Source organism: Coleofasciculus sp. F4-SAH-05, assembly GCF_040222985.1.
Classification (GTDB): domain Bacteria; phylum Cyanobacteriota; class Cyanobacteriia; order Cyanobacteriales; family Coleofasciculaceae; genus Coleofasciculus; species Coleofasciculus chthonoplastes.
Window position 1 is genome coordinate 1 of record NZ_JAVKBY010000185.1, and the last position, 19,394, is coordinate 19,394.

A 19,394-nucleotide genomic window follows, 5' to 3' on the forward strand; every position below is an offset into this window, starting at 1 on the left:
CCTCGGCTTCGCTCGGTGTTGACCCTCAACAGGGAAGCGGCAGGGCACTAAAAACAAGCGCTTGAAGAAACTTATACCGTTGAGTTTTGCCTAGGTTTGTTTACTTGTGAGCAGATATGACTAGGTTTTTGGAAGCGGTTAGCGGCGGGTCGTTGACATCGTCTTGGCATTTCCGGTCATCAACAGGGTAATAATGGGAAAAAATGCCCCACCGGTCCATATCCTTGACCAATATCGAGGGCGTACTGGAGTGCTGTTGTCACATACTCCTTTGCCTGATGCACGGCGGTGAGTGGGTTTTTGCCTATAGCCAAATTCGCCGCGATCGCACTACTGAGTGTACAACCTGTGCCGTGATTATTCTTCGTTTCAATCAACGTCGTTTTCAGGGTGTAGAACTGGGAACCATCAAACCAGACATCGACCCCACACAGATCACCCGTCATCGCACCACCTTTCACTAAGACAGCTTTTGCTCCTAGTTTATAAATGCGTTGAGCAGCTGCTCGCATATCATCCAGGGTATGAATCTTTAAACCGCTGAGTAATTGCGCTTCATAACGATTGGGTGTCACTATCGTCGCTAGAGGAATCAACCCCTCTCGCAAAGACGTTACCGCCTGATCATCAATCAGTTGGTCTCCGGTGCGGGATACCATCACCGGATCAACCACCAGGGGTTCAAGCTGGAAACTCTTAACCTGAGACACTACAGCATTAATAATCTCGGCGTTGAGTAACATACCCGTTTTGGTCGCCTGAGTCCCCATATCGCGCACCACTGCCTCAATTTGAGCAACAACGGCGGCGACTGGCAAAGCATCAACGCGGTTGACCCCTTGAGTATTCTGGGCGGTGACACAAGTCAGGACACTCGCACCATGAACCCGGTGAAAAGCATAAGTTTTCAAATCTGCCTGAATTCCTGCCCCACCGCCGCTATCTGATCCGGCTATTGTCAGCGCTACTGGTACTTGCATCAGTTTTGTCAGTTAACAATTAACAGTAAGCGTTTTAAGTTAACTCCCCCAGCTTCCAGACGCGCCATGGCACGTCTCTACATTGCTTCCCCAGCTCCCCCAGCTTCCCCTGCTCCCTCAGCTCCCCTCCCTTCTCGTACTAGCTTCTGGGAAAACGACGCCGTTGCAAAAATTCGGGAATATCTAGTCCCGGTCGAGTTTTTGGTTCTGGTGCAGGAGTTGGCGGATTAGGTCTCGGTGTGATCGGTCGTGTATAACGGGGAACTTCATTTACAGGTGGGGGCGGTGGTGCTTCACCACTAAATCCTGTAGCAATCACCGTAATTCTAATTTCACCTTGCATCCTGTCATCAATCACAGCCCCAAAAATGATATTGGCGTTGGGATCAACCACCTCGTAAATGGTTTCCGCCGCCGCATTAACTTCGTGTAGCGTCAGATCACCACCCCCTGTAATATTAAAAACTACCCCTCTAGCGCCTTCCACCGACGACTCCAGCAGGGGCGAGGAAATCGCTGCCACCGCCGCTTCTCTAGCACGGGATTTACCGGAACCTACACCAATTCCCATTAACGCTGAACCCGCGTCTGCCATAACAGCTCGCACATCAGCAAAATCGACATTCACTAACCCTGGAACGGTGATAATATCTGAAATCCCTTGTACACCTTGACGCAGGATATCATCGGCAACTCTAAACGCATCTTGAACCGGTGTTTGTTCAGAAATCACCGATAACAGCTTATTATTGGGAATCACGATTAGAGTATCGACTCGGCTTTGCAGTGCGGCAATCCCTTCCTCCGCTTGAGACGTGCGGCGGCGCCCTTCAAAGGTAAACGGGCGAGTTACTACGCCCACCGTTAACGCGCCCATTTCTTTGGCAATTTCTGCCACAATCGGTGCCGCACCCGTTCCTGTACCGCCGCCCATCCCGGCTGTAATAAAAACCAAATCAGACTCGGCTAGGGCTTGGGCAATTTCATCGCGAGATTCTTCTGCCGCTTTTTGACCAATGGCTGGATTTCCACCGGCACCAAGTCCCCGTGTCAACTTTTGACCCACCTGCAAGCGTTTGGCGGCGGAGTTTTGGGAAAGGGCTTGAGAATCGGTATTAATTGACCAAAACTCGATCCCAGCTACTTCACTGGCAATCATCCGGTTGACGGCATTGCCGCCTCCACCACCAACACCAACAACTTTAATTCTGGCAACACTACCTGGCAAAATGTTGTCGCTCCTCGCGTCTTCCCTGGGAATCCCTTTGGAATCATAATCATGGGGTTGACTAAACTGCAACCCAGAGTTGCTGAAGGGATGGGTATTCTCCGCTCCAACTGAAAGATCGGTATTCAGCTTTATCGGAGAGTTTTGATGGACAAGCCCTAGTTTACTATTAAGCGTCATTGGAATAGGTCAGGGTTGATAATCAACTTTATCAGTTATATGTAACAATCTGAGTCAACTATAGGGTAAGTCGATTGAAAAACCAACGAATACCCCAGGTTGTTGTTAAGACTCTTGAAGGGTACTCTCCTCAAGAGTTACGACAATGGGCATAGCTGAATTTTCTTTTATAGCACTCTTACCGCCACGGTTAGTCATGATCCGGTTTAGAGGTTTCACTTGCCATCTTCATCTGAATCACCGGACGGTCTGGGTTTTTGAGATCAATATAGGCGATTTGACTAGGTTGAAGCTGAGTGGGTAATTGTCTCATGCGATCCAAAACTGCCAGTTGTTCCGCCAATTGGGAACTATCAGCTCCTAAATGCACATTTCCTAATTCGGTTTTCAAGATTAAATTGGCTGGGTTGCGCCAATCAATCTCCAGGATTTTGACGGGAGAGTGGTGGACGACCTGATACACTTGCGACCAGTATGGACGATAGTGTTCATTCTGACCCCGCACTTGTAGCGTGGGTAACTCGACATTGGCTTTGAGAGAACGATAGCTGCTCTGGGGCATCCAGACGCCTCGTTCATCCAAAAAGCCCGGTTCTGAGGTTGCCTGAGTTTGCCCTTGGGCGATCGCAACAGGCTGGCGCTCTTGCACTTGAATGATCAACCCCGGAGGCATGAGTTGACGAGTTACTGTTGCTTCAGCAATGGGTGCGGTATTCTCAAGAGACTCTGCGATCGCTTGGGGTTCCACTCGCCAGAGGAACTGAGGATAGGATAAGGGAAGCAGCGATCGAATCGCCTGAGTTGAGAGAAATTGATTGCCCTCAATGTCAATTTGTTCCGGTTGGCGAATTACCCAATCGGGTAAGGTAATCGCCCAAATCAAACCGCTAGCCATACCGCCTACCATAAGCGATCGCCACAGCGCCTGAAAAAATTTAACTCGGCGGGCACGTTTTAGCTGTTGTCGCCGATTACTGATTTGGGCTTGGGAAACTGATGCAATGTTATTCGTCATTCGTCATTTGTCTTATGTCATTTGTCTTATGTCATTTGTCTTATGTCATTCGTCATTTGTCATTTGTCATTTGTCATTCGTCATTCGTCATTCGTCATTCGTCATTGGTTTGCTCCCCCAGCTCCCTCGGCTCCCCCAGCTCCCCTTCACCCTCTACTCTACCTGAGGGATCAAATCCAAGCCATTAGACCCTAAAGGGGGTATTACCCCTACGTATAAGGGTTCGGTCAATGATTTACGCTCTACTTGAATCAGGTGACTCAAGAGTCTTGCTTTATGAAACTGCATCTACCTACTTTTTTCAAAGCTTGTAACCCAGCTAAAACTCTAGTGATGGGCAATCCAGAGGATCGTCAGTACTATATTAATTTTTCGTCTGTGCGGGGCGGCAAAATTATCCAAGCCTTAGGACGCACGATCGCACGACTTTCTCCAGATGAACCGACTTGTCAACTTTTCACGGGACATATTGGCTGTGGTAAGTCTACAGAATTGTTTCGCTTGAAGGCTCAGTTAGAGGCGGAAGAATTTCACGTTGTCTATTTTGAGTCATCTCAAGACTTGGACATGGCAGATGTTGATATTAGCGATATTTTGCTCAGTATCGCTCGGTCGGTGAGTGAAAATCTCGAAGCGATCGGGATTCGTCTCCAACCCCGGTACTTTAACAAACTCTTCAACGAGATTAATGATTTTTTACAGACGCCTATCGATGTGGATGTAGCGGCTGAACTGTCCGTCGGTATTGCCAAAGTCACTGCTAAAACCAAAGATAGTCCTCAATTGCGCGAACAGATCAGACAACACCTAGAGCCTCGTACTCAAGGGATTTTGCAGGCGATTAATACTGAAATCATTGAACCGGCGATTAAAAAGCTCAAACAACGAGGGAAACAAGGGTTAGTCGTCATTATAGACAACTTGGATCGGGTTGATCCCCGACCGGTTCACGCGGGGCGATCGCAGCCTGAGTACTTGTTCATTGATCGCGGCTCTCAATTGCGACGTTTACGCTGTCATCTGGTTTATACTATCCCCTTAGCGCTGATGTTCTCTAACGAGTATGAAACCCTGAAGAATCGCTTGGGCGGGGGTGTGGCTCCCAAAGTGTTACCTATGGTGCCGATCTGGTATCGAGATGGTCGTGAATTCCCTCAAGGAATGGCATTACTCCGACAACTGGTTTTAGCCCGTGCGTTTCCCCAGATTCCTCCCCAAGAGCGCTTAAATTTAATCCCAGAGGTTTTTGATAGTCCCGAAACCCTGGATCGCATCTGTCGGATTAGTGGGGGTCATATTCGCAACTTACTGGGACTACTGTATAACTGCTTGCAACAAGAAGATCCACCCTTTTCTCGCCAATGCTTAGAGAGTGTAATTAAGGGATACCGGGACGATCTGGCATTAGCGGTTGAGGATGCGGAATGGCAGTTACTCTTTCAGGTGGTTCAGCAGCAGTCCATTCGCGGGGAAAAAGAATATCAAACTCTGCTACGCAGTATGTTTGTCTATGAATACCGCGATGATTTGGGTCGTTGGTTTGGAGTCAACCCGGCTTTAGCCGAGACGGCTCGGTTTAAATCGGTTGCTGATGTGAGTGCTTGATGGGGATCTGGGGGAGCTGGGGGAGCAGAGGGAGCTGGGGGAGCAGAGGGAGCAGAGGGAGCTGGGGGAGCAAACCAATGACGAATGACGAATGACGAATGACGAATGACAAATGACAAATGACAAATCAGTGATCTGAGTCACATTTACTATAAAATTTTGTCACGATTTTTATCAGTTGATCTCACTGTTTAATTCTATTGAAAATTGTTAAATTGTCTGCGTCTAAGTTGTGATTTTAGAAGTGGGTTGAATTCCTCAATAAATAGCTTTTATCTTATCAAAGATACGCTTTAATAAAAGATCTGTCATCAAAAAAGCAGATCCATCCGCCGAAGCCAATAGAGGTCTTATTGGTTGGTTTTCTGTTTTTTAGCCTCTGTATTTAAAGTCCCTTATTAACACTAGCTTACTCGACGATAGCCACCTAGGAGTAGTCACATTTTGATAGGAATGAAGGAGAAAGAGAGAGAGAGAGCCGAAGAAATAGTCTTAGCCAATGAGCGTTCACTATCTACCCTGGCTCGGGCAATCACCCTGTCGGAAGGACAATTTGCCCTGATTTTAGTCCGCTGCAACTATGAGTGCTGCAAACAACCGATGTGGCAGCAACTCCAAGGGCTGACAGGAATTACCTTGAAACAGTTAGTGCTTCAAGAATCCAGTCAAACCTTATATACCGTTATCCTAGACGCGATCGCGAAAGAGGACTTATCTGCCTTGCTCGTATTTGGTCTGGAATCTGTGACCGCAATTGATCCAGTCTTAATCTCTACCAATCAGGTACGCGACGAATTTCCGAAAAGTTTTAGCTTTCCTATCGTTTTATGGGTCACTGATGAATTACTCCACAAATTAGCCCGATTTGCTCCTGATTTTAAGAGTTGGGCGGCTACCTCGATTAAATTTGAACTGGCAAACGCCGAATTACTAGAATTATGGCAACACACAACTGAGGAACTATTTACCATGCTTTTAGAGAAAAGTGTCGGTGAATTTTTGTCCAATGAAGCGCTCAAGTTGTCGCCGGGATGTCAGCGTCGTCAAGAACTCGAATCCGCATTACGGGATTTGCAGGGGCGTGGTGTGAGTCTAGAACCTGCACACTATGCGACATGGCAGTTTATTTTAGCCAGAGATGCCTTTAAACGTGACCTGATTGAGGTAGCTCTGGAACAGTATCAACGGAGTCTAGATGTTTGGCAACAGATTCGCTGTGCTGTCTCCGATGGCGCTGATCAACAATCCTTAGAACGGATTGGCATCTTACAGTGTCATCTGGGTTGGTGTTATTGTCGTCAAGCTCAATTACACCCAAGTCACAAGTATCGAAGTTGGGAGAAAGCTAGAGAATTTTGGCAAGCGGGGATTGACGCCTTTACGACGGCGGGACGCTTGGATTGGGTTGCCCACTTAACCATTCAACTGGGTGAAGTGCTGCAAAACCTGCAAAATTGGGCAGATTTACAAGCGCTGGCACTTCAGTCGTTGGCGCAGTCTCAAACCCAAGACAATGCGGCTCAATTACCCCAAGCTTATGGTTTTTTGGCGGCGGTGGCATTAGCAGAATCCAACTGGGAGGATGCCAAAGTCTTCGTCCAAACAGCGTTAGATATTTTGGATCAGTCTCACTTATGTCAACCTCAGCATCAGGGATGGTACTTACTGATCCGTGCCAAAGCCCAGCGTCAACTAGGGGAATCAACGGCGGCGATCGCGGATTTAGAGACGGCGTTAACGGTAGAGGGGTTACTGCCAAAAGCGGCCCATCAGTCTCCCCAGCTTTATCTGGACATTCTCCAAGAACTGCGATCGCTCTACTTCGATCACCAGGAATACCTACGAGCCTTTGAACTCAAGCAAAAACAGCGCTCCCTCGAACAACAGTATGGCTTTTTTACCTTTCTGGGTGCAGCCCCCTTACTCTCTGGGCGACAGGATCACCAATTATCGCCCCTGGAAATAGCGGCGGCTGGGCGATTGCCGGATGTAAATCGACTCTTGGAACGCCTCAGCCGCAATGATCACAAACTAACGGTGATTCATGGTTCCTCTGGGGTGGGTAAAAGTTCTTTGATTCACGCTGGATTAGTCCCTGCCTTAGAGAGTCGCACGATTAGCGCTAGAGAGGTTATCCCCGTGGTGCAGAAAGTCTACAGCGATTGGCAAGCAGAGTTTTCTCGACAACTCAACCATGCCTTAGGCTGTACCTCTAATCCCTCATCGGATACGGCGTTAGATCCCCAACCCCTGAGCCAACTGGCAACCTGTGTCAATCAATTACAGCAGGCGGCTGATGGCAATATCCTGATCGTGCTAATTTTCGATCAATTTGAAGAATTTTTTTTCGTATGTACGGAATTAGAACAGCGACGCCAGTTCTATGAATTTTTGGAACATTGTCTGAATCTTCCCTTTGTCAAAGTTATTTTATCCCTGCGGGAAGATTACCTGCATTACCTGCTTGAATGCGAACGTTACACGAATTTGAGTGCGATTAACAACAATATTCTGGATCGACAACTTCGCTACCACTTGGGGGATTTGTCCCCACGGGAAGCGAAAAATGTCATTTCCACTCTGGCTTCAGGTTCTCAGTTTAAGTTAGACGACGCCCTAATTGATGCCCTAGTTCAAGATTTAGCCTCACCCACCGAAAGCGTGCGACTGATTGAATTACAGGTGGTGGGGATGCAACTGCAAACGGAAAAAATTACCACTCTGGCGCAATACCAAGCCTTAGGCACGAATCCGAAAGCCACTTTAGTCGAACGCTGGCTCTTGAATGCTATTGCTGATTGTGGATCTGAAAATCAAGAGACAGTTTGGCAAGTCTTATTTTCACTGACAGATGACCGAGGGACTCGTCCCCTGAAAACTCAAATTGAGTTGGAATCGGGGACAAAAGACTTAGATATGGGACATACACCATCCCCCTCCCTTGTCAAATCGCCATCCTCACTTTCTCTAATTCTGGAGATTTTAGTCGGCTCAGGCTTATTATTTCGCTTGCCAGACGAACCCGAGGATCGATATCAACTGGTTCACGATTACTTAGTCGCCCCCATCCGTCACTATTACAAAAAACGCCGTAAGCAGACACTGGTGACACGGCTGAAGCACAGTCAGATGGAACTCTTACGAGTTCGCAAACAGCGACTCCGTGCGATCGCAGTCGGTACAGCGATGGCAGTGCTAGCGGTTACGGCTGGGGGATTAGGATGGCGGGCTGAGGTGCAACGCCGACGCGCCGCGACTCTAACGTTTAATGCCCAACTAGCGGCGATTAGTGCTTCCTCAGAAGCCCTATTTGCTTCTGGAAAAGAGTTTGATGCGCTGCTGGAAGCGCTCAGAGGCGCAAGACAGCTTAAGCAGGGTGCTGTCGGGGTTAAACCCGATACCCACCTGCAAGTGATTGCCGCCCTCTCTCAAGCCGTAGACTCCGTAACCGAGCGAAATCGGTTAGAAGGACATAGTGATATCGTCTGGGATGTCAGCTTTTCCCCGGATGGAGAACTGATTGCCTCAGCCAGCCGCGATCGCACGGTAAAATTGTGGCGTCCTGATGGTACATTAGTCACGACTCTGCAAGGGCATCAAGATAGCATTACCAGTGTTTCCTTTAGTCCAGATAGTCAGCTAATTGCATCCAGTAGTTGGGATGGTACAGTCAAGCTGTGGCGTCAAGATGGCACCCTTGTCCAAACGTTGACAGGGCATGACGGTTATGTTTATAGCGTTAGCTTTAGTCCAGACGGTGAACACCTAGCCTCCACAGGTGCGGATGGTACGGTGAGCCTGTGGCGAGTGGATGGCGAGTTAATTCATACCCTTTCCGCCCATAAAAAAGCAGCGCAGTGGGTTAGCTTTAGTCCCAATGGTGAGATGCTAGCGTCAGCCGGAAGCGATCAAACCATCAAATTGTGGACAAAAGACGGTCAACTATGGAAAACTCTCACCGGACATCAGGGTAAGGTTAACAGTGTGGCGTTTAGTCCCGATGGTCAATTCATTGCCTCAGCTAGCGATGATCGCACCGTGAAACTGTGGGATACTCAGGGTCAACTCATTAAAACCCTCTCCCAACCGGAACACTGGGTATTGAACGTAACCTTCAGCGCTGACAGTCAGTTGATTGCAGCAGCAAGTGCCGATAATACGGTAAGACTGTGGAATCGTGATGGTAAATTACTGAAAACCTTTAAAGGACATAGCGATAGAGTAACCGCTGTTAGTTTTAGTCCCACAAAACAAGCAAAAAAAACCGCAGACGCATTAGCAACTCCCGTCGTCATTGCTTCTGCCAGTTATGATAAAACCATCAAACTTTGGGAACTGCGGCAACAGTCTCAGCTCATTTTACGCGGGCATGATGATGATGTGCGAGATGTGACCTTTTCTGCCAATGGAGAACGAATAGCTACGGCGAGTAACGATAAAACTGTCAAAATTTGGGATCGTTTTGGTCAACTCTTGCACACCTTAACCGGACATACCGAGCGAATTTATCGTGTTAGCTTTAGTCCTGACGGGGAACGCCTTGCCTCAGCCAGTCGAGATGGTACGATTCGGCTGTGGAATCGAGAGGGAGAGTTGATTAAGGTATTGAACAGTCATCAGGATTGGGTGTTGGATGTCAGTTTTAGTCCTGATTCGCAAACCCTTGTCTCCGCCAGTCGAGATAAAACGATTAAACTTTGGACACGAGATGGAGTTTTGATTAAAACCTTAAAAGGACATCAATCCCGCGTCAATGGGGTAACTTTTAGTCCCGATGGTCAGATATTAGCATCAGCTAGTGATGACCAAACCGTCAAACTCTGGAATCGTCAGGGACAATTGGTGAAAACGTTGAAAGGTCATAGTAATTGGGTGTTAGATGTCAGCTTCTCCGCCGACTCCCAGTTATTAGCGTCAGCCAGTTATGACAATACCGTAAAACTCTGGAATCGCCAGGGTGAACTGCAAACAACTCTGAAAGGGTCTACGGATAGTGTGGCACGGGTTGAGTTTAGTCCTAGAGGAAATATTCTGGCAACCACAAGCTGGGATAATCGGGTACAAATCTGGCGACTAGATGACACTTTAGTGAAAACCTGGGAAGCCGAGGAGGGGCGTGTCACGAGTGTGAGTTGGAGTCAGGATGGTCAGGCATTAGCTGTCGGCACTGAAGATAATACGGCAATTGTTTGGAATTTAGATTTGGAGGAACTGTTAGCCAAAAGTTGTAATTGGCTCCAAGATTATCTTGATCATAATCCCGATGTTAAACAGAGTAACCGTGAGCTTTGCCAACCCATTGCCCGTGAAAAATGAAACAAATGATTTCGCCTAGCTAATGTTATAATTTATCGTTGAAAACCGTGAATTGAGAATAGCTGTAGCATCTGGGTATAACGTCAGAAACTGCAGTACTTGCTCACTCGAACAGTCCAGCAATCGAAATTGATGCGCTCCTTAAAAAGGGTAACTTATTCTACCCAGCATCCCCGGTTTTGATCAAGGTTATTTCTGAATAGGGCGGGTTTTGTTGTTCCTAAACCCGCCCCTACAATTGACCCTTTGCTTCACTTTTCCCAGCCTGCTGATTACAGCGTTTGACATTTTGTCTGCGCCGTCATCAAATCATCAACAGTCGTATGACTCGGATATCGCTGATGGTGAATTCCGGGTACATCGGCGCTTGGAGTTAAGTCTTTTAGGTTGAATATCGTTTACTTATAGCACTACGAAGATACGTTAGGACATTTCCCTGTTGCCTGTTGCCTGTTGCCTTTTCACTCAATGTTATTATCCTAACCTGATATCAAGTTGCGTTCTATCATGTCATTCTGAGCGAAGCGAAGAATCTGGACAAATGCGCGAGCGTCATTCCGTTTCACTGCATTCTGCTCAGCATGACAGATTCTACCTTAGACTGCAACTTGGTATGAATGCGTAGTGCGATATTTCTGAATAGGGCGGGTTTGGTTGTGCATTGATTAGTAACAAGCTAGTGCTAGTTCCTAAACCCGCCCCTACAATTGACCATTTGCTTCACTTTTCCCAGCCTGCTGATTACGGCTTTTGACATTTTGTCTGCGCCGTCATCAAATCATCAACAGTCGTATGACTCGGATATCGCTGATGTTGCCTGTTGCCTTTTCACTCAATTTTATTGTCCTAACCTGAATGCGTAGTGCTATATTTCTGAATAGGGCTGGTTTTGTTGTTCATTGATTAGTAACAAGCTAGCGCTAGTTCCTAAACCCGCCCCTACAATTGACCATTTGCTTCACTTTCCCGAGCCTGCTGATTACGGCTTTTGACATTTTGTCTGCGCCGTCATCAAATCATCAACAGTCGTATGACTCGGATATCGCTGATGGTGAATTCCGGGTACATCGGCGCTTGGAGTTAAGTCTTAAACCCAGCCCCTAATTTCGGAATCCGTTAAAATTTTACCCAACTTAAGAGATTCGCTTTTCGTCGCTTGTAAAAGATGTTTCATCATCACAGACTCTCCCGCATCCGCCGCGATAAACGCCGCATTTAAGGCAATATTACGGATATTTCCCCCCGCCATATTTAGTTTACCTAACTTTTGCATATCTAACTTATTTGTCGGTGTCTCTTTTGGAAAAATGCGCTGCCAAATTTCGGCTCGTTCTGGGGCATCGGGAAAGGGAAACTTCACTGAAAAATTAATTCGACGCATAAACGCTTGATCTAAAGCGTCGAGCAGATTTGTCGTCAAAATCGCTAATCCCTGATAGGCTTCCATCCGTTGCAATAAATAACTCACTTCCACATTCGCATGGCGATCATGAGAATCTTTCACTTGCGTTCGTTTGCCAAACAAAGCATCTGCTTCATCAAAGAGTAAAATTGCCCCACTGGTTTCTGCTGCATCAAATATGCGCCGCAAATTCTTCTCCGTTTCACCAATATATTTACTCACCACCGCACTCAAATCAATCCGATAAAGGTCAAGGCGTAACTCCTTTGCCAATACGTCCGCCGCCATGGTTTTTCCCGTTCCACTCGGTCCGGAAAAAAGAGCGCTAATCCCTAATCCACGTCCTCCTTTTCCCGCGAATCCCCATTCTTGATAAACCTTCGCTCGTTGTCGCACATGAGCCGAAATCTCCTGTAATGTAGCTTTTTCTCGTTCTGGTAGAATCAACTCCTCCCAAGTGGCGACAGCATCAATCCGTTGCGCCAAATCATCTAAACGGGGACGCGCTTGAGTCTTACAGAAATCCCATAAATGAGTTTGCAGGGGAGATAAGGGATTTTCTATTCTAGGTTGAGACTTTTGAGTTTTTGATGAGCGACGGCGGGTTGAGGATGAGGCGGTTTTTGCTGGTTTCTTATCGTTTTGTTCGTTATCCGGCTGTTCATCCGGTGGTGTAGGCGTATAGTCCGTACTATTCAGCGATAAACAGGCGGCTTGAATCGCGGCGACGTTGAGATTAAATTGGGAGACTAGGGTATCAATTTGTCCATTCAGTTCTGTTGTCAGTGAACCGAGATGGGATTTCCAGATATCTCGTTGTTCAGCATGACTCAGTTGACCCACATCTAAAGTAATCATCGGGCGTTGGCGTTGGGGTTGTCGTTCCTGGGTGCTGAAAATTAACGGCACTTCTAATTGTTCAACAAACTCAGCAATTGCCCATTCTCGCCGAGGATCACCTGGATTCATCTCATCGCCATTGAGGAACAAAAAACTGTGGGTTAATAAAGCTTCCCGGAAACACCGTTGCATCAACTGATACAGTTCATTGGGATTAAAGGGAAGAACAGACGCTGATATCATCTGAAGATTCCGCCCTAATGCACTACAAATGACGGTAGCAATGGATTGCTTTGCCCCTATATCTGACCCACATAACTGAACAACAGGAGGGTCAGATGTTACTAAATACTTAGACCAAGTGGTGATAATTTGGTCAGCGATTTTTTGATGCGAAGGGGGGAGAGGAGTGGAAGATGAAGGCGGTACAGGCAAAAGGATACCTGCCAAGTCTTTATCCATGCAAGGTTCACTCAACAGATAACAAAGAATCCGCCGATTAATCCGTAGAGGTGATTGAGTAAAAAATAATCCTTCCACCATTTCAACCAGTTCCCAGTGGTGTAACGGAGATTGGGAGGAAAGAATGCCCAAATGAGTCTGGCTAAACGTGGATAGTGCTAAATTAAGCGTCGGATAATTGCGTTTAGGATCGCCGTTAATTTTGACACATAATTTTTCAAACTCACTATCTAACTCCATGCCAACGCATAATAAGAGAATATAGCGGTCAAATTGGGAAAGGTTAAATAAAGCGCAGAGTTTATCCAAGGCTGGCGGCGCGTATTCGAGAATCGCTGCTGCTTCTGGGGATAACGTTGTTTCTAATTTGGCTAAGTTGGGATGATTTTGCTGGTCAGCGAGGTAATCTTCCAAAACCTGACGAACTTGATTAACGGCTATCTGGAGATACTGAAAGTTGGCTTGATACCAGGTGATGGGTGTGGGAATATCCATATAGGTTTATAGGTTTTAATGGTGTTAAAGTTTATCGTTGGTTGAGAGCGTGAAAGCAGGTAATAATTAAGTAGGTTGGGAAGAGCGATTCCCTCTGGGATAGCTATAGCCCTTCGGGCATGGCTACGCTAACGCTTACCGCAAAACTCAACAGTCTCTCCCCTTGCTCCCGTTTTCTGGCTCTTATGTTAAAACATATTTCCGCTTGAATTCGGTTTAGACAAAATAGTTTATAATTTAGCCACACATCAAGATATCTTGGGTCAAGCCGCTATCCGGCGTTTTCTCGGAACGGGCAGGCATTAGCAGATCAGACTATCACCCAGGATTCTTGAGGAAATCGGCTCCAATCCTTAACATTATCGGGCAACTGAGGCGGCATCATGGAGTATAAACCTGTACAAAAGAAAAATTCATCCTGGACTCCAACCACGGTACAGAAAAAGGGTAAAAGTCCAGGTAAAATGGGACATTTTTCAATTCAACCCAAGTCAAACCCGTCATCTGCCCCATCCCAAGAAATCGGGGAGTATAAGAGAGCATCAGCCGATAGACTCACCGCGAATGTGATGCGAGGAATCCAAGCTAAGGAACAGGAGCAAGCCGAAGAGTCAACCCTTCGGCTTCGCTCAGGGTCAACGCTACAACGTAAATCTGAATCACCATGGGCACCAACGTTTGATGCCCCTCCACCCATACCACAAAGCCCTGCTTCCCAACTAAAAGGAGCTTTTGCCCCAGTCTCAGAGAACCCGATTCAACGCCAATGTGCTGATTGTGCCAAAGAAGAGAAAGAACAGGCGGGAGAAGCAGGAAAAGACTTAGAGGAAATTGGCATTCAAACAAAGTTGACGGTAGGAGAAACTGGAGATCCCTACGAGCAAGAAGCTGACCGAGTAGCGTCTCAGGTGATGTCAATGTCAGCGCCTGCGGATAGTTCAGCGTCAGTTCAGCGTCAGTTGGAAACCAATAATCCCAAGCAGATATGGCAACGAGCGCAGTCCATTACACCTGTGGTACAAAGGCTGATTGATCCGCGTGTGCAAATGCGCCAGATGCTGCAACGGGCAGCTCAAATAGACGGAAATCAAGCATCTGGGGATTTAGAGAGTCGCTTGAATGCGTCTAAGGGTGCGGGTTCTCCGTTATCGGAGGGCGTGAGAGGGTTTATGGAACCGCGCTTTGGTGCTGATTTTAGTGGGGTGCGGGTGCATACGGGTAGTGAAGCGGTGCAGATGAATCGGGAGTTGGGCGCTCAGGCGTTTACTCATGGAAGTGATGTTTATTTTGGGGCGGGGAAATCTCCAGGAAATAATGAGTTGACGGCGCATGAGTTGGTGCATGTGGAGCAGCAGAATGGCTCTAAAGTTCAACCTAAAATAGATGGCAGTCAAATCAATTTATCTACTGAGCAGGACAAGCTACAAGCTATGCTGAGGAGCGATACTCTTCAATCCAAAAAGACTAAAACATCAACATCAAGAACGCTTAAATTTATAACCATGAAACGGAAGAATATTGCTCTCACAGGAGACGATAAATATGGACATTGGTGGACAGAAGTGGACGGTTCTGAAAGTTATGGATGGTGGCCCAAATATCCTGTGAGTGGACTATGGGAAACATTAACTGGAGTTGACGGAGAACTTAATGGAATTACAAGTTTTGGGGGTACGGCAACCACTGATCCCCATCATGGAGATTCTGCAAGTGATACCTTCCATCCCAAGTTGATCAACTCAAAGACAGATACCCAGGTTAAAGCAGAAATCCGAAGTTTTGCATCAAGCTACAGCGGAGAGTGGCGATGGACGTTCGGCTGGGGTCAAAACTGCCATACCTTCCAGAAAAGTCTGATGAGTACAGTAGGTTTAGTGGAGCCGTGATCCGTTTAAATAAATAGACCAAGTACACATCTTAGATTCTAAATTCTAGAACCTAGACATTATGTTGATCACACTGATAAAACCCCTGATGTGGCTGCTTGTGTTCATCATCATAAGTAGCTTATATACATGTACACTCTCTTATTCCCCCGGTCAAACTATGCCAGAAGTTAATTCAAATTCCTCTACTTCTTTAACCCCTAAATATTTTGGTAGCTGGCAATCATACCAGATTCCTTTTATACCTGAAGAACCAATTTCTAAGGAAGAGGCACAACAGCGAAAGTCTTATTATGTCGGTTACTACAACAGCAACAACCAACTAGAACGATTTGAGAAATATCTGGATGGTCAATTAAATTGGAAAGATGAATATTCATACTGGGATAATGGAAATATAAAAACTCGTGTTATGATAAAATCTGACGGTTCACGAACTGTTCAGAACTTTGACCGCCAAGGGCGAATTATAAAATAATAGTCGTCGAACGCGCTAGAGAGGTCGTCGCAGCGGCAGCCATGGCAGTGCTAGTCATCGCAGCAGTGGTTGCACTCATCGCAGCGATTATCGTACTCGTGAAGGCTATCATTGCAGTAGCCGGAGCAACCGCCGTCGCAGCAAGCGCCGCAGCAGTGATGGCGGTAATTTTTCTGCTCCTCGACCAGATCTCGCCCGAGAACCCGACAACCATTTAATGACATGCAAGTCCCTCCAGACAAGAACCTCAAAGCTCGCTTATTCAATACGTTCGCCTTGCGCCCCCGACCCCTAGCTACTCAGATCTTGCGACCGGCGGTGAGCTACGACGGCGATCGCCTGCGCGAACTCCTGGCTACGAATACGTTCACTGAACTCTCGGTGTACGATCTCTGAACCGAGGTCGAAGGCAACCTCTGGATGCTTGCTCCGGAGGCATTCCGTTACTTCCTACCAGCCTTCCTGTACGCTTCCCTGGAGTCCTATGCATCTCTGAGCGTCTTCGTCTCCGAACTCGTAGGCGCACTCACCGAACCCTCTCGTACAGACGTCGTAGAAGCGCTTGATCGAGCTACTAGGCTCCCGTCCGGTCTCGGTTTGCCGGACGACATGACGGAGCTGCTCCGTAAGCAGCAGATCGAATGGTTCGATTCCGGTACTCCACTAGCCATTTTCCACGAGCGCTTCGACAGCCTGACCCCCGCCGAAGGTGGCGCGATTCTCGACTTTTTTGTTGCCCTCCAAGAAGCCCACGGCGCGGATTTTCCGTTCGGAGAGCTGGAGATCGCTGTCGATCGGTACTGGGACCGCTATCGAGCATTCATGGATAACTGACAAGAACTTACTAGATTTCAAGACTGATACTGCGATCGCGTCTCTATCACCAGCTTATCCTGATCGCCTATCACAGTAAGTCAACTACGATCAATAAAATAGCGTTTGTGCGATCGCACCATACCTTCTCACTTTCCTGGGAGGAATCCATACCTGGAAACCCCCCAACCATCGTCAGCATGAAAGAGTAGGCTAATTGTCGCGATCGCGCTGATTTTCTGATTTTCTCTTTCTGATTGACTATAATTGTATAACTCCTCAACATTGGAATTCGACAACGTACTGAAGATTTGATTTTATAGCTCGTTTAGACCACATTGATACTTATAAAAATCCTGCAATCACCGAGAGTAAAAGACAATAGCAATAAACTTATGGTGTGATTAGAGTGAATACTCAAATGTATCAAATTCAACCCTTTCTTATGACTTAAACGATAAGGATAAGATGTACGCACCGAATTAAATACGCGACCATTATAGTCGCCTACTTTATCGTCTCAATCTTGACAATCCGGAACCTGTGATAAATAATTGTATCCTGACTTAAATTTCTAGAGGTTATTATATGCAGCTTGGTCCTGGTTTTTGGGCAACCTTCTATTATTACTTTACAGGGATGACTCTGGTTGTGGCTGTCTTAGCCTCGCAAGTGCTAGGTCTAAGTTTAACTCAACCCCTTCCGTATCGTTACGGTATTACGCTGGGTTTGGTCGCCGGATTAGTGGGGGCTTACTTCAATCGCAGCGTGACTCTTTCTCTAGAGTTTAAGAACAAAAAAGCCTTTACTAAAACCCTAAATAAAACCTTGTCTGATATGGATTTTGAACCTAAATCAGAAAGTGATGATTTTGTGGTGTATCAACGTCCAGCGTTGCGTAATCTTTTTTCAGGTAAAGTGTTTGTGCATAGTGAAAACGGCATGGCGACAATTATTAGTCGTGCCAGTATAATTAGACGATTGCGTCAGGAAATTGAACCATAGAAACAAGAATTTATCCAAAAAATCTGAGCTGAGTGTTATTCATTAGGGTATTCGGGTAAACTTAAGCTCAAATAAACAGGAAGTAGTTAAGCCAAAGTCAAGTCAGCTATTTACATAAACTCAACTACATTAAGTTTATGTAAATAGACCTCAAACCCTTACATAAACAAATGACGAATGACGAATGACGAATGACGTAGCTTGCTTTTGACCTAACGATTGCCCTTCGCCAAATCCGCTAAAATCAAAAAAGATTGCATCAGCCCTAAACTTAACCCTAACCATGTATGAACTTGAACCAATACACAAGCGCTTTCCTCAAGTGCCAATAGAGCGACGGTTCTATGCCTTCCTCATTGATTTTGTCGCCGTTTGGCTGGTTAGTTCGATGGCGGGTGGAAATCCTTTTTTGCAAGTGTTAGTGTTTATGGCACTGTGGTTAGGGATGCGGGTCGTATTGGTATCGAGCAATCAGGGTCAGAGTTTAGGACGTTGGGCATTGGATATGAAAGTGCTGGATGCCAAATACGGCAAACTTCCAGGACTATTGACACTAACCAAACGAGAAGGCATTCTGGGTGTCTGTGCGCTCTTAGCCATGTTTGGCTTTAACGTTTTGGCGAATGGCATCTCCATGCTGCTCTCCATGCTGCTGTTAATTGCACCATTAGGGGTAGATTGTGGCATCGCTTTATCGGAACCGGAAAAACAGCAAGCGTTTCATGATCGCATTGCCCAAACCCTGGTGATTCAAACCCGTCGTGGGTTCTCTCTGGATCTGCGTCTAAAGCGATGGGTTGCCCAAATCCGGCGTCGTATGCAAAAATAAGAGATTGTGTTTAAATTCACTCACGCCCTCATTTAGTTTACTAGACGTAAGACTATGGCAAGTAAGAAAGGTGTCAGACTGGTTATAACCTTAGAATGTACAGAGTGTCGCACGAACCCAGACAAGCGCACAAATGGTGTCTCTCGCTACACCACGATGAAAAACCGTCGCAATACCACAGGGCGGCTAGAACTGAAAAAGTTCTGCACTCATTGCAATAAGCATACGATGCATAAAGAAATTAAATAGCCATGTAACAATGGCAATGCATCATAAACTGAAATTGATGACCACAAACCCCTAAGAACTGCCCATGACCTACTTTCGCAAACGTCTTTCTCCAATCAAGCCGGGAGAACCCATTGACTACAAGGATGTGGAATTACTCCGCAAATTCATTACCGAACGCGGTAAAATTCTGCCACGTCGGATTACAGGTCTAACGTCTCAACAACAACGGGCATTGACCCGATCTATTAAACGCTCTCGCCTTTTAGCATTATTGCCTTTCGTCAACAAAGAGGGATGATGCGGCTTAACAGAAGCTCAGGGTGAGGCGTGGTGAGATAATCAATATCTGACTAAACGGTGGTGTCAAATGATTGAATCCTTTGATACCCCGTCTAATGATTTTGGTATCATCCCATCACCCGTTAGACTAGGTTTAGCTTTCTTAGCCGGAAGCCCCACACCATACCTGAGTGCAGGTTGGTGTTGGCATGGATAGGCGGTCAATACAGCTTGAATATACTACCTTAGTAAGATACAGGTTAATCAAATAAAGCTAATCGCTTCCTGTATATTGAACCAAGACAACCTGGCATAGCGGGTTCCGTCCAGAAACAGGCTACACGTAGTCG

18 protein-coding genes are annotated in these 19,394 nt (G+C 46.6%); 12 read left to right on the forward strand and 6 right to left on the reverse strand.

The features are described 5' to 3' along the window. Positions 1–179: 179 nt before the first annotated feature. The 3 genes from thiD to RIG27_RS21650 all read right to left on the reverse strand — a co-directional run bounded on the left by thiD (position 180) and on the right by RIG27_RS21650 (position 3,403). Positions 180–980, reverse strand: a complete 801-nt coding sequence (gene thiD / locus RIG27_RS21640) for a bifunctional hydroxymethylpyrimidine kinase/phosphomethylpyrimidine kinase (protein ID WP_446348573.1) — start codon at positions 978–980, stop codon at positions 180–182. A gap of 139 nt (positions 981–1,119) precedes the next feature. Then, on the reverse strand, positions 1,120–2,388 hold the full coding sequence (gene ftsZ, locus RIG27_RS21645; RefSeq protein ID WP_446348575.1) for a cell division protein FtsZ: 1,269 nt from the start codon (positions 2,386–2,388) through the stop codon (positions 1,120–1,122). A gap of 190 nt (positions 2,389–2,578) precedes the next feature. After that, positions 2,579–3,403: a cell division protein FtsQ/DivIB gene (locus RIG27_RS21650; protein WP_446348577.1), complete on the reverse strand. Its 825-nt coding sequence runs from the start codon at positions 3,401–3,403 to the stop codon at positions 2,579–2,581. Here RIG27_RS21650 and RIG27_RS21655 point away from each other — a divergent pair. The 3 genes from RIG27_RS21655 to RIG27_RS21665 all read left to right on the forward strand — a co-directional run bounded on the left by RIG27_RS21655 (position 3,390) and on the right by RIG27_RS21665 (position 10,324). Continuing rightward, positions 3,390–3,569 carry a hypothetical protein gene (locus RIG27_RS21655; RefSeq protein ID WP_446348579.1) on the forward strand — a complete coding sequence of 60 codons (180 nt, stop codon included), beginning with the start codon at positions 3,390–3,392 and terminating at the stop codon, positions 3,567–3,569. The two genes, RIG27_RS21650 and RIG27_RS21655, sit on opposite strands and share 14 nt — an antisense overlap. A 110-nt stretch (positions 3,570–3,679) precedes the next feature. Beyond that, positions 3,680–5,008, forward strand: a complete 1,329-nt coding sequence (locus RIG27_RS21660; protein ID WP_446348581.1) for a P-loop NTPase fold protein — start codon at positions 3,680–3,682, stop codon at positions 5,006–5,008. 453 nt (positions 5,009–5,461) lie between these two features. Then, positions 5,462–10,324, forward strand: coding sequence for a WD40 domain-containing protein (locus tag RIG27_RS21665; protein WP_446348582.1), 4,863 nt, complete (start codon positions 5,462–5,464; stop codon positions 10,322–10,324). A 1,087-nt stretch (positions 10,325–11,411) separates the two neighbouring features. On the opposite strand, the gene RIG27_RS21670 is transcribed toward RIG27_RS21665, so the two are convergent. Then, complete coding sequence (locus RIG27_RS21670) at positions 11,412–13,523, reverse strand: ATP-binding protein (protein WP_446348584.1); 2,112 nt, start codon at positions 13,521–13,523, stop codon at positions 11,412–11,414. A 383-nt stretch (positions 13,524–13,906) separates the two neighbouring features. Between RIG27_RS21670 and RIG27_RS21675 the strand changes: the two genes are divergently transcribed. The 4 genes from RIG27_RS21675 to RIG27_RS21690 all read left to right on the forward strand — a co-directional run bounded on the left by RIG27_RS21675 (position 13,907) and on the right by RIG27_RS21690 (position 16,721). Then, on the forward strand, positions 13,907–15,409 hold the full coding sequence (locus RIG27_RS21675; protein WP_446348586.1) for an eCIS core domain-containing protein: 1,503 nt from the start codon (positions 13,907–13,909) through the stop codon (positions 15,407–15,409). A gap of 160 nt (positions 15,410–15,569) precedes the next feature. Beyond that, on the forward strand, positions 15,570–15,887 hold the full coding sequence (locus RIG27_RS21680) for a DUF6156 family protein (RefSeq protein WP_446340981.1): 318 nt from the start codon (positions 15,570–15,572) through the stop codon (positions 15,885–15,887). Positions 15,888–15,928: 41 nt separating this feature from the next. Further along, positions 15,929–16,105: a hypothetical protein gene (locus tag RIG27_RS21685; protein WP_446348588.1), complete on the forward strand. Its 177-nt coding sequence runs from the start codon at positions 15,929–15,931 to the stop codon at positions 16,103–16,105. Between the two features lie 202 nt (positions 16,106–16,307). Next, complete coding sequence (locus RIG27_RS21690) at positions 16,308–16,721, forward strand: hypothetical protein (RefSeq protein ID WP_446348590.1); 414 nt, start codon at positions 16,308–16,310, stop codon at positions 16,719–16,721. Positions 16,722–16,791: 70 nt separating this feature from the next. Here RIG27_RS21690 and RIG27_RS21695 read toward each other — a convergent pair whose 3' ends face one another. Next, the gene (locus RIG27_RS21695; protein WP_446348592.1) at positions 16,792–16,986 is read right to left on the reverse strand and encodes a hypothetical protein; all 195 of its coding nucleotides are present in this window, start codon (positions 16,984–16,986) and stop codon (positions 16,792–16,794) included. 302 nt (positions 16,987–17,288) lie between these two features. Between RIG27_RS21695 and RIG27_RS21700 the strand changes: the two genes are divergently transcribed. Beyond that, positions 17,289–17,705, forward strand: a complete 417-nt coding sequence (locus RIG27_RS21700; RefSeq protein ID WP_446340977.1) for a hypothetical protein — start codon at positions 17,289–17,291, stop codon at positions 17,703–17,705. Positions 17,706–17,855: 150 nt separating this feature from the next. Here the strand turns inward: RIG27_RS21700 and RIG27_RS21705 are convergent, their stop codons facing one another. Continuing rightward, a complete protein-coding gene (locus tag RIG27_RS21705) occupies positions 17,856–17,990 on the reverse strand; it encodes a hypothetical protein (protein ID WP_446348594.1) in 135 nt (44 codons plus the stop codon). Between RIG27_RS21705 and RIG27_RS21710 the strand changes: the two genes are divergently transcribed. From RIG27_RS21710 to RIG27_RS21725, 4 genes are all read left to right on the forward strand, one after another. Next, positions 17,989–18,534 (forward strand): RDD family protein, encoded by a 546-nt coding sequence (locus tag RIG27_RS21710; RefSeq protein WP_446340976.1) that lies wholly within the window; start codon positions 17,989–17,991, stop codon positions 18,532–18,534. The two genes, RIG27_RS21705 and RIG27_RS21710, sit on opposite strands and share 2 nt — an antisense overlap. 54 nt (positions 18,535–18,588) lie before the next feature. Beyond that, positions 18,589–18,783: a 50S ribosomal protein L33 gene (rpmG, locus tag RIG27_RS21715; RefSeq protein ID WP_446340975.1), complete on the forward strand. Its 195-nt coding sequence runs from the start codon at positions 18,589–18,591 to the stop codon at positions 18,781–18,783. A 64-nt stretch (positions 18,784–18,847) separates the two neighbouring features. Next, positions 18,848–19,063 (forward strand): 30S ribosomal protein S18, encoded by a 216-nt coding sequence (gene rpsR, locus RIG27_RS21720; protein ID WP_446340974.1) that lies wholly within the window; start codon positions 18,848–18,850, stop codon positions 19,061–19,063. Positions 19,064–19,132: 69 nt separating this feature from the next. After that, positions 19,133–19,261 carry a hypothetical protein gene (locus RIG27_RS21725; RefSeq protein ID WP_446348596.1) on the forward strand — a complete coding sequence of 43 codons (129 nt, stop codon included), beginning with the start codon at positions 19,133–19,135 and terminating at the stop codon, positions 19,259–19,261. Positions 19,262–19,394: the final 133 nt, after the last annotated feature.

Coding starts and splice junctions, on each gene's coding strand:
- thiD (WP_446348573.1), bottom strand. CDS start 980: ATGCAAGTACCAGTAGCGCTGACAATAGCCGGATCAGATAGCGGCGGT.
- ftsZ (WP_446348575.1), bottom strand. CDS start 2,388: ATGACGCTTAATAGTAAACTAGGGCTTGTCCATCAAAACTCTCCGATA.
- RIG27_RS21655 (WP_446348579.1), top strand. CDS start 3,390: ATGTTATTCGTCATTCGTCATTTGTCTTATGTCATTTGTCTTATGTCA.
- RIG27_RS21650 (WP_446348577.1), bottom strand. CDS start 3,403: ATGACGAATAACATTGCATCAGTTTCCCAAGCCCAAATCAGTAATCGG.
- RIG27_RS21660 (WP_446348581.1), top strand. CDS start 3,680: ATGAAACTGCATCTACCTACTTTTTTCAAAGCTTGTAACCCAGCTAAA.
- RIG27_RS21665 (WP_446348582.1), top strand. CDS start 5,462: ATGAAGGAGAAAGAGAGAGAGAGAGCCGAAGAAATAGTCTTAGCCAAT.
- RIG27_RS21670 (WP_446348584.1), bottom strand. CDS start 13,523: ATGGATATTCCCACACCCATCACCTGGTATCAAGCCAACTTTCAGTAT.
- RIG27_RS21675 (WP_446348586.1), top strand. CDS start 13,907: ATGGAGTATAAACCTGTACAAAAGAAAAATTCATCCTGGACTCCAACC.
- RIG27_RS21680 (WP_446340981.1), top strand. CDS start 15,570: ATGCCAGAAGTTAATTCAAATTCCTCTACTTCTTTAACCCCTAAATAT.
- RIG27_RS21685 (WP_446348588.1), top strand. CDS start 15,929: ATGGCAGTGCTAGTCATCGCAGCAGTGGTTGCACTCATCGCAGCGATT.
- RIG27_RS21690 (WP_446348590.1), top strand. CDS start 16,308: ATGCTTGCTCCGGAGGCATTCCGTTACTTCCTACCAGCCTTCCTGTAC.
- RIG27_RS21695 (WP_446348592.1), bottom strand. CDS start 16,986: ATGTTGAGGAGTTATACAATTATAGTCAATCAGAAAGAGAAAATCAGA.
- RIG27_RS21700 (WP_446340977.1), top strand. CDS start 17,289: ATGCAGCTTGGTCCTGGTTTTTGGGCAACCTTCTATTATTACTTTACA.
- RIG27_RS21710 (WP_446340976.1), top strand. CDS start 17,989: ATGTATGAACTTGAACCAATACACAAGCGCTTTCCTCAAGTGCCAATA.
- RIG27_RS21705 (WP_446348594.1), bottom strand. CDS start 17,990: ATGGTTAGGGTTAAGTTTAGGGCTGATGCAATCTTTTTTGATTTTAGC.
- rpmG (WP_446340975.1), top strand. CDS start 18,589: ATGGCAAGTAAGAAAGGTGTCAGACTGGTTATAACCTTAGAATGTACA.
- rpsR (WP_446340974.1), top strand. CDS start 18,848: ATGACCTACTTTCGCAAACGTCTTTCTCCAATCAAGCCGGGAGAACCC.
- RIG27_RS21725 (WP_446348596.1), top strand. CDS start 19,133: ATGATTGAATCCTTTGATACCCCGTCTAATGATTTTGGTATCATCCCA.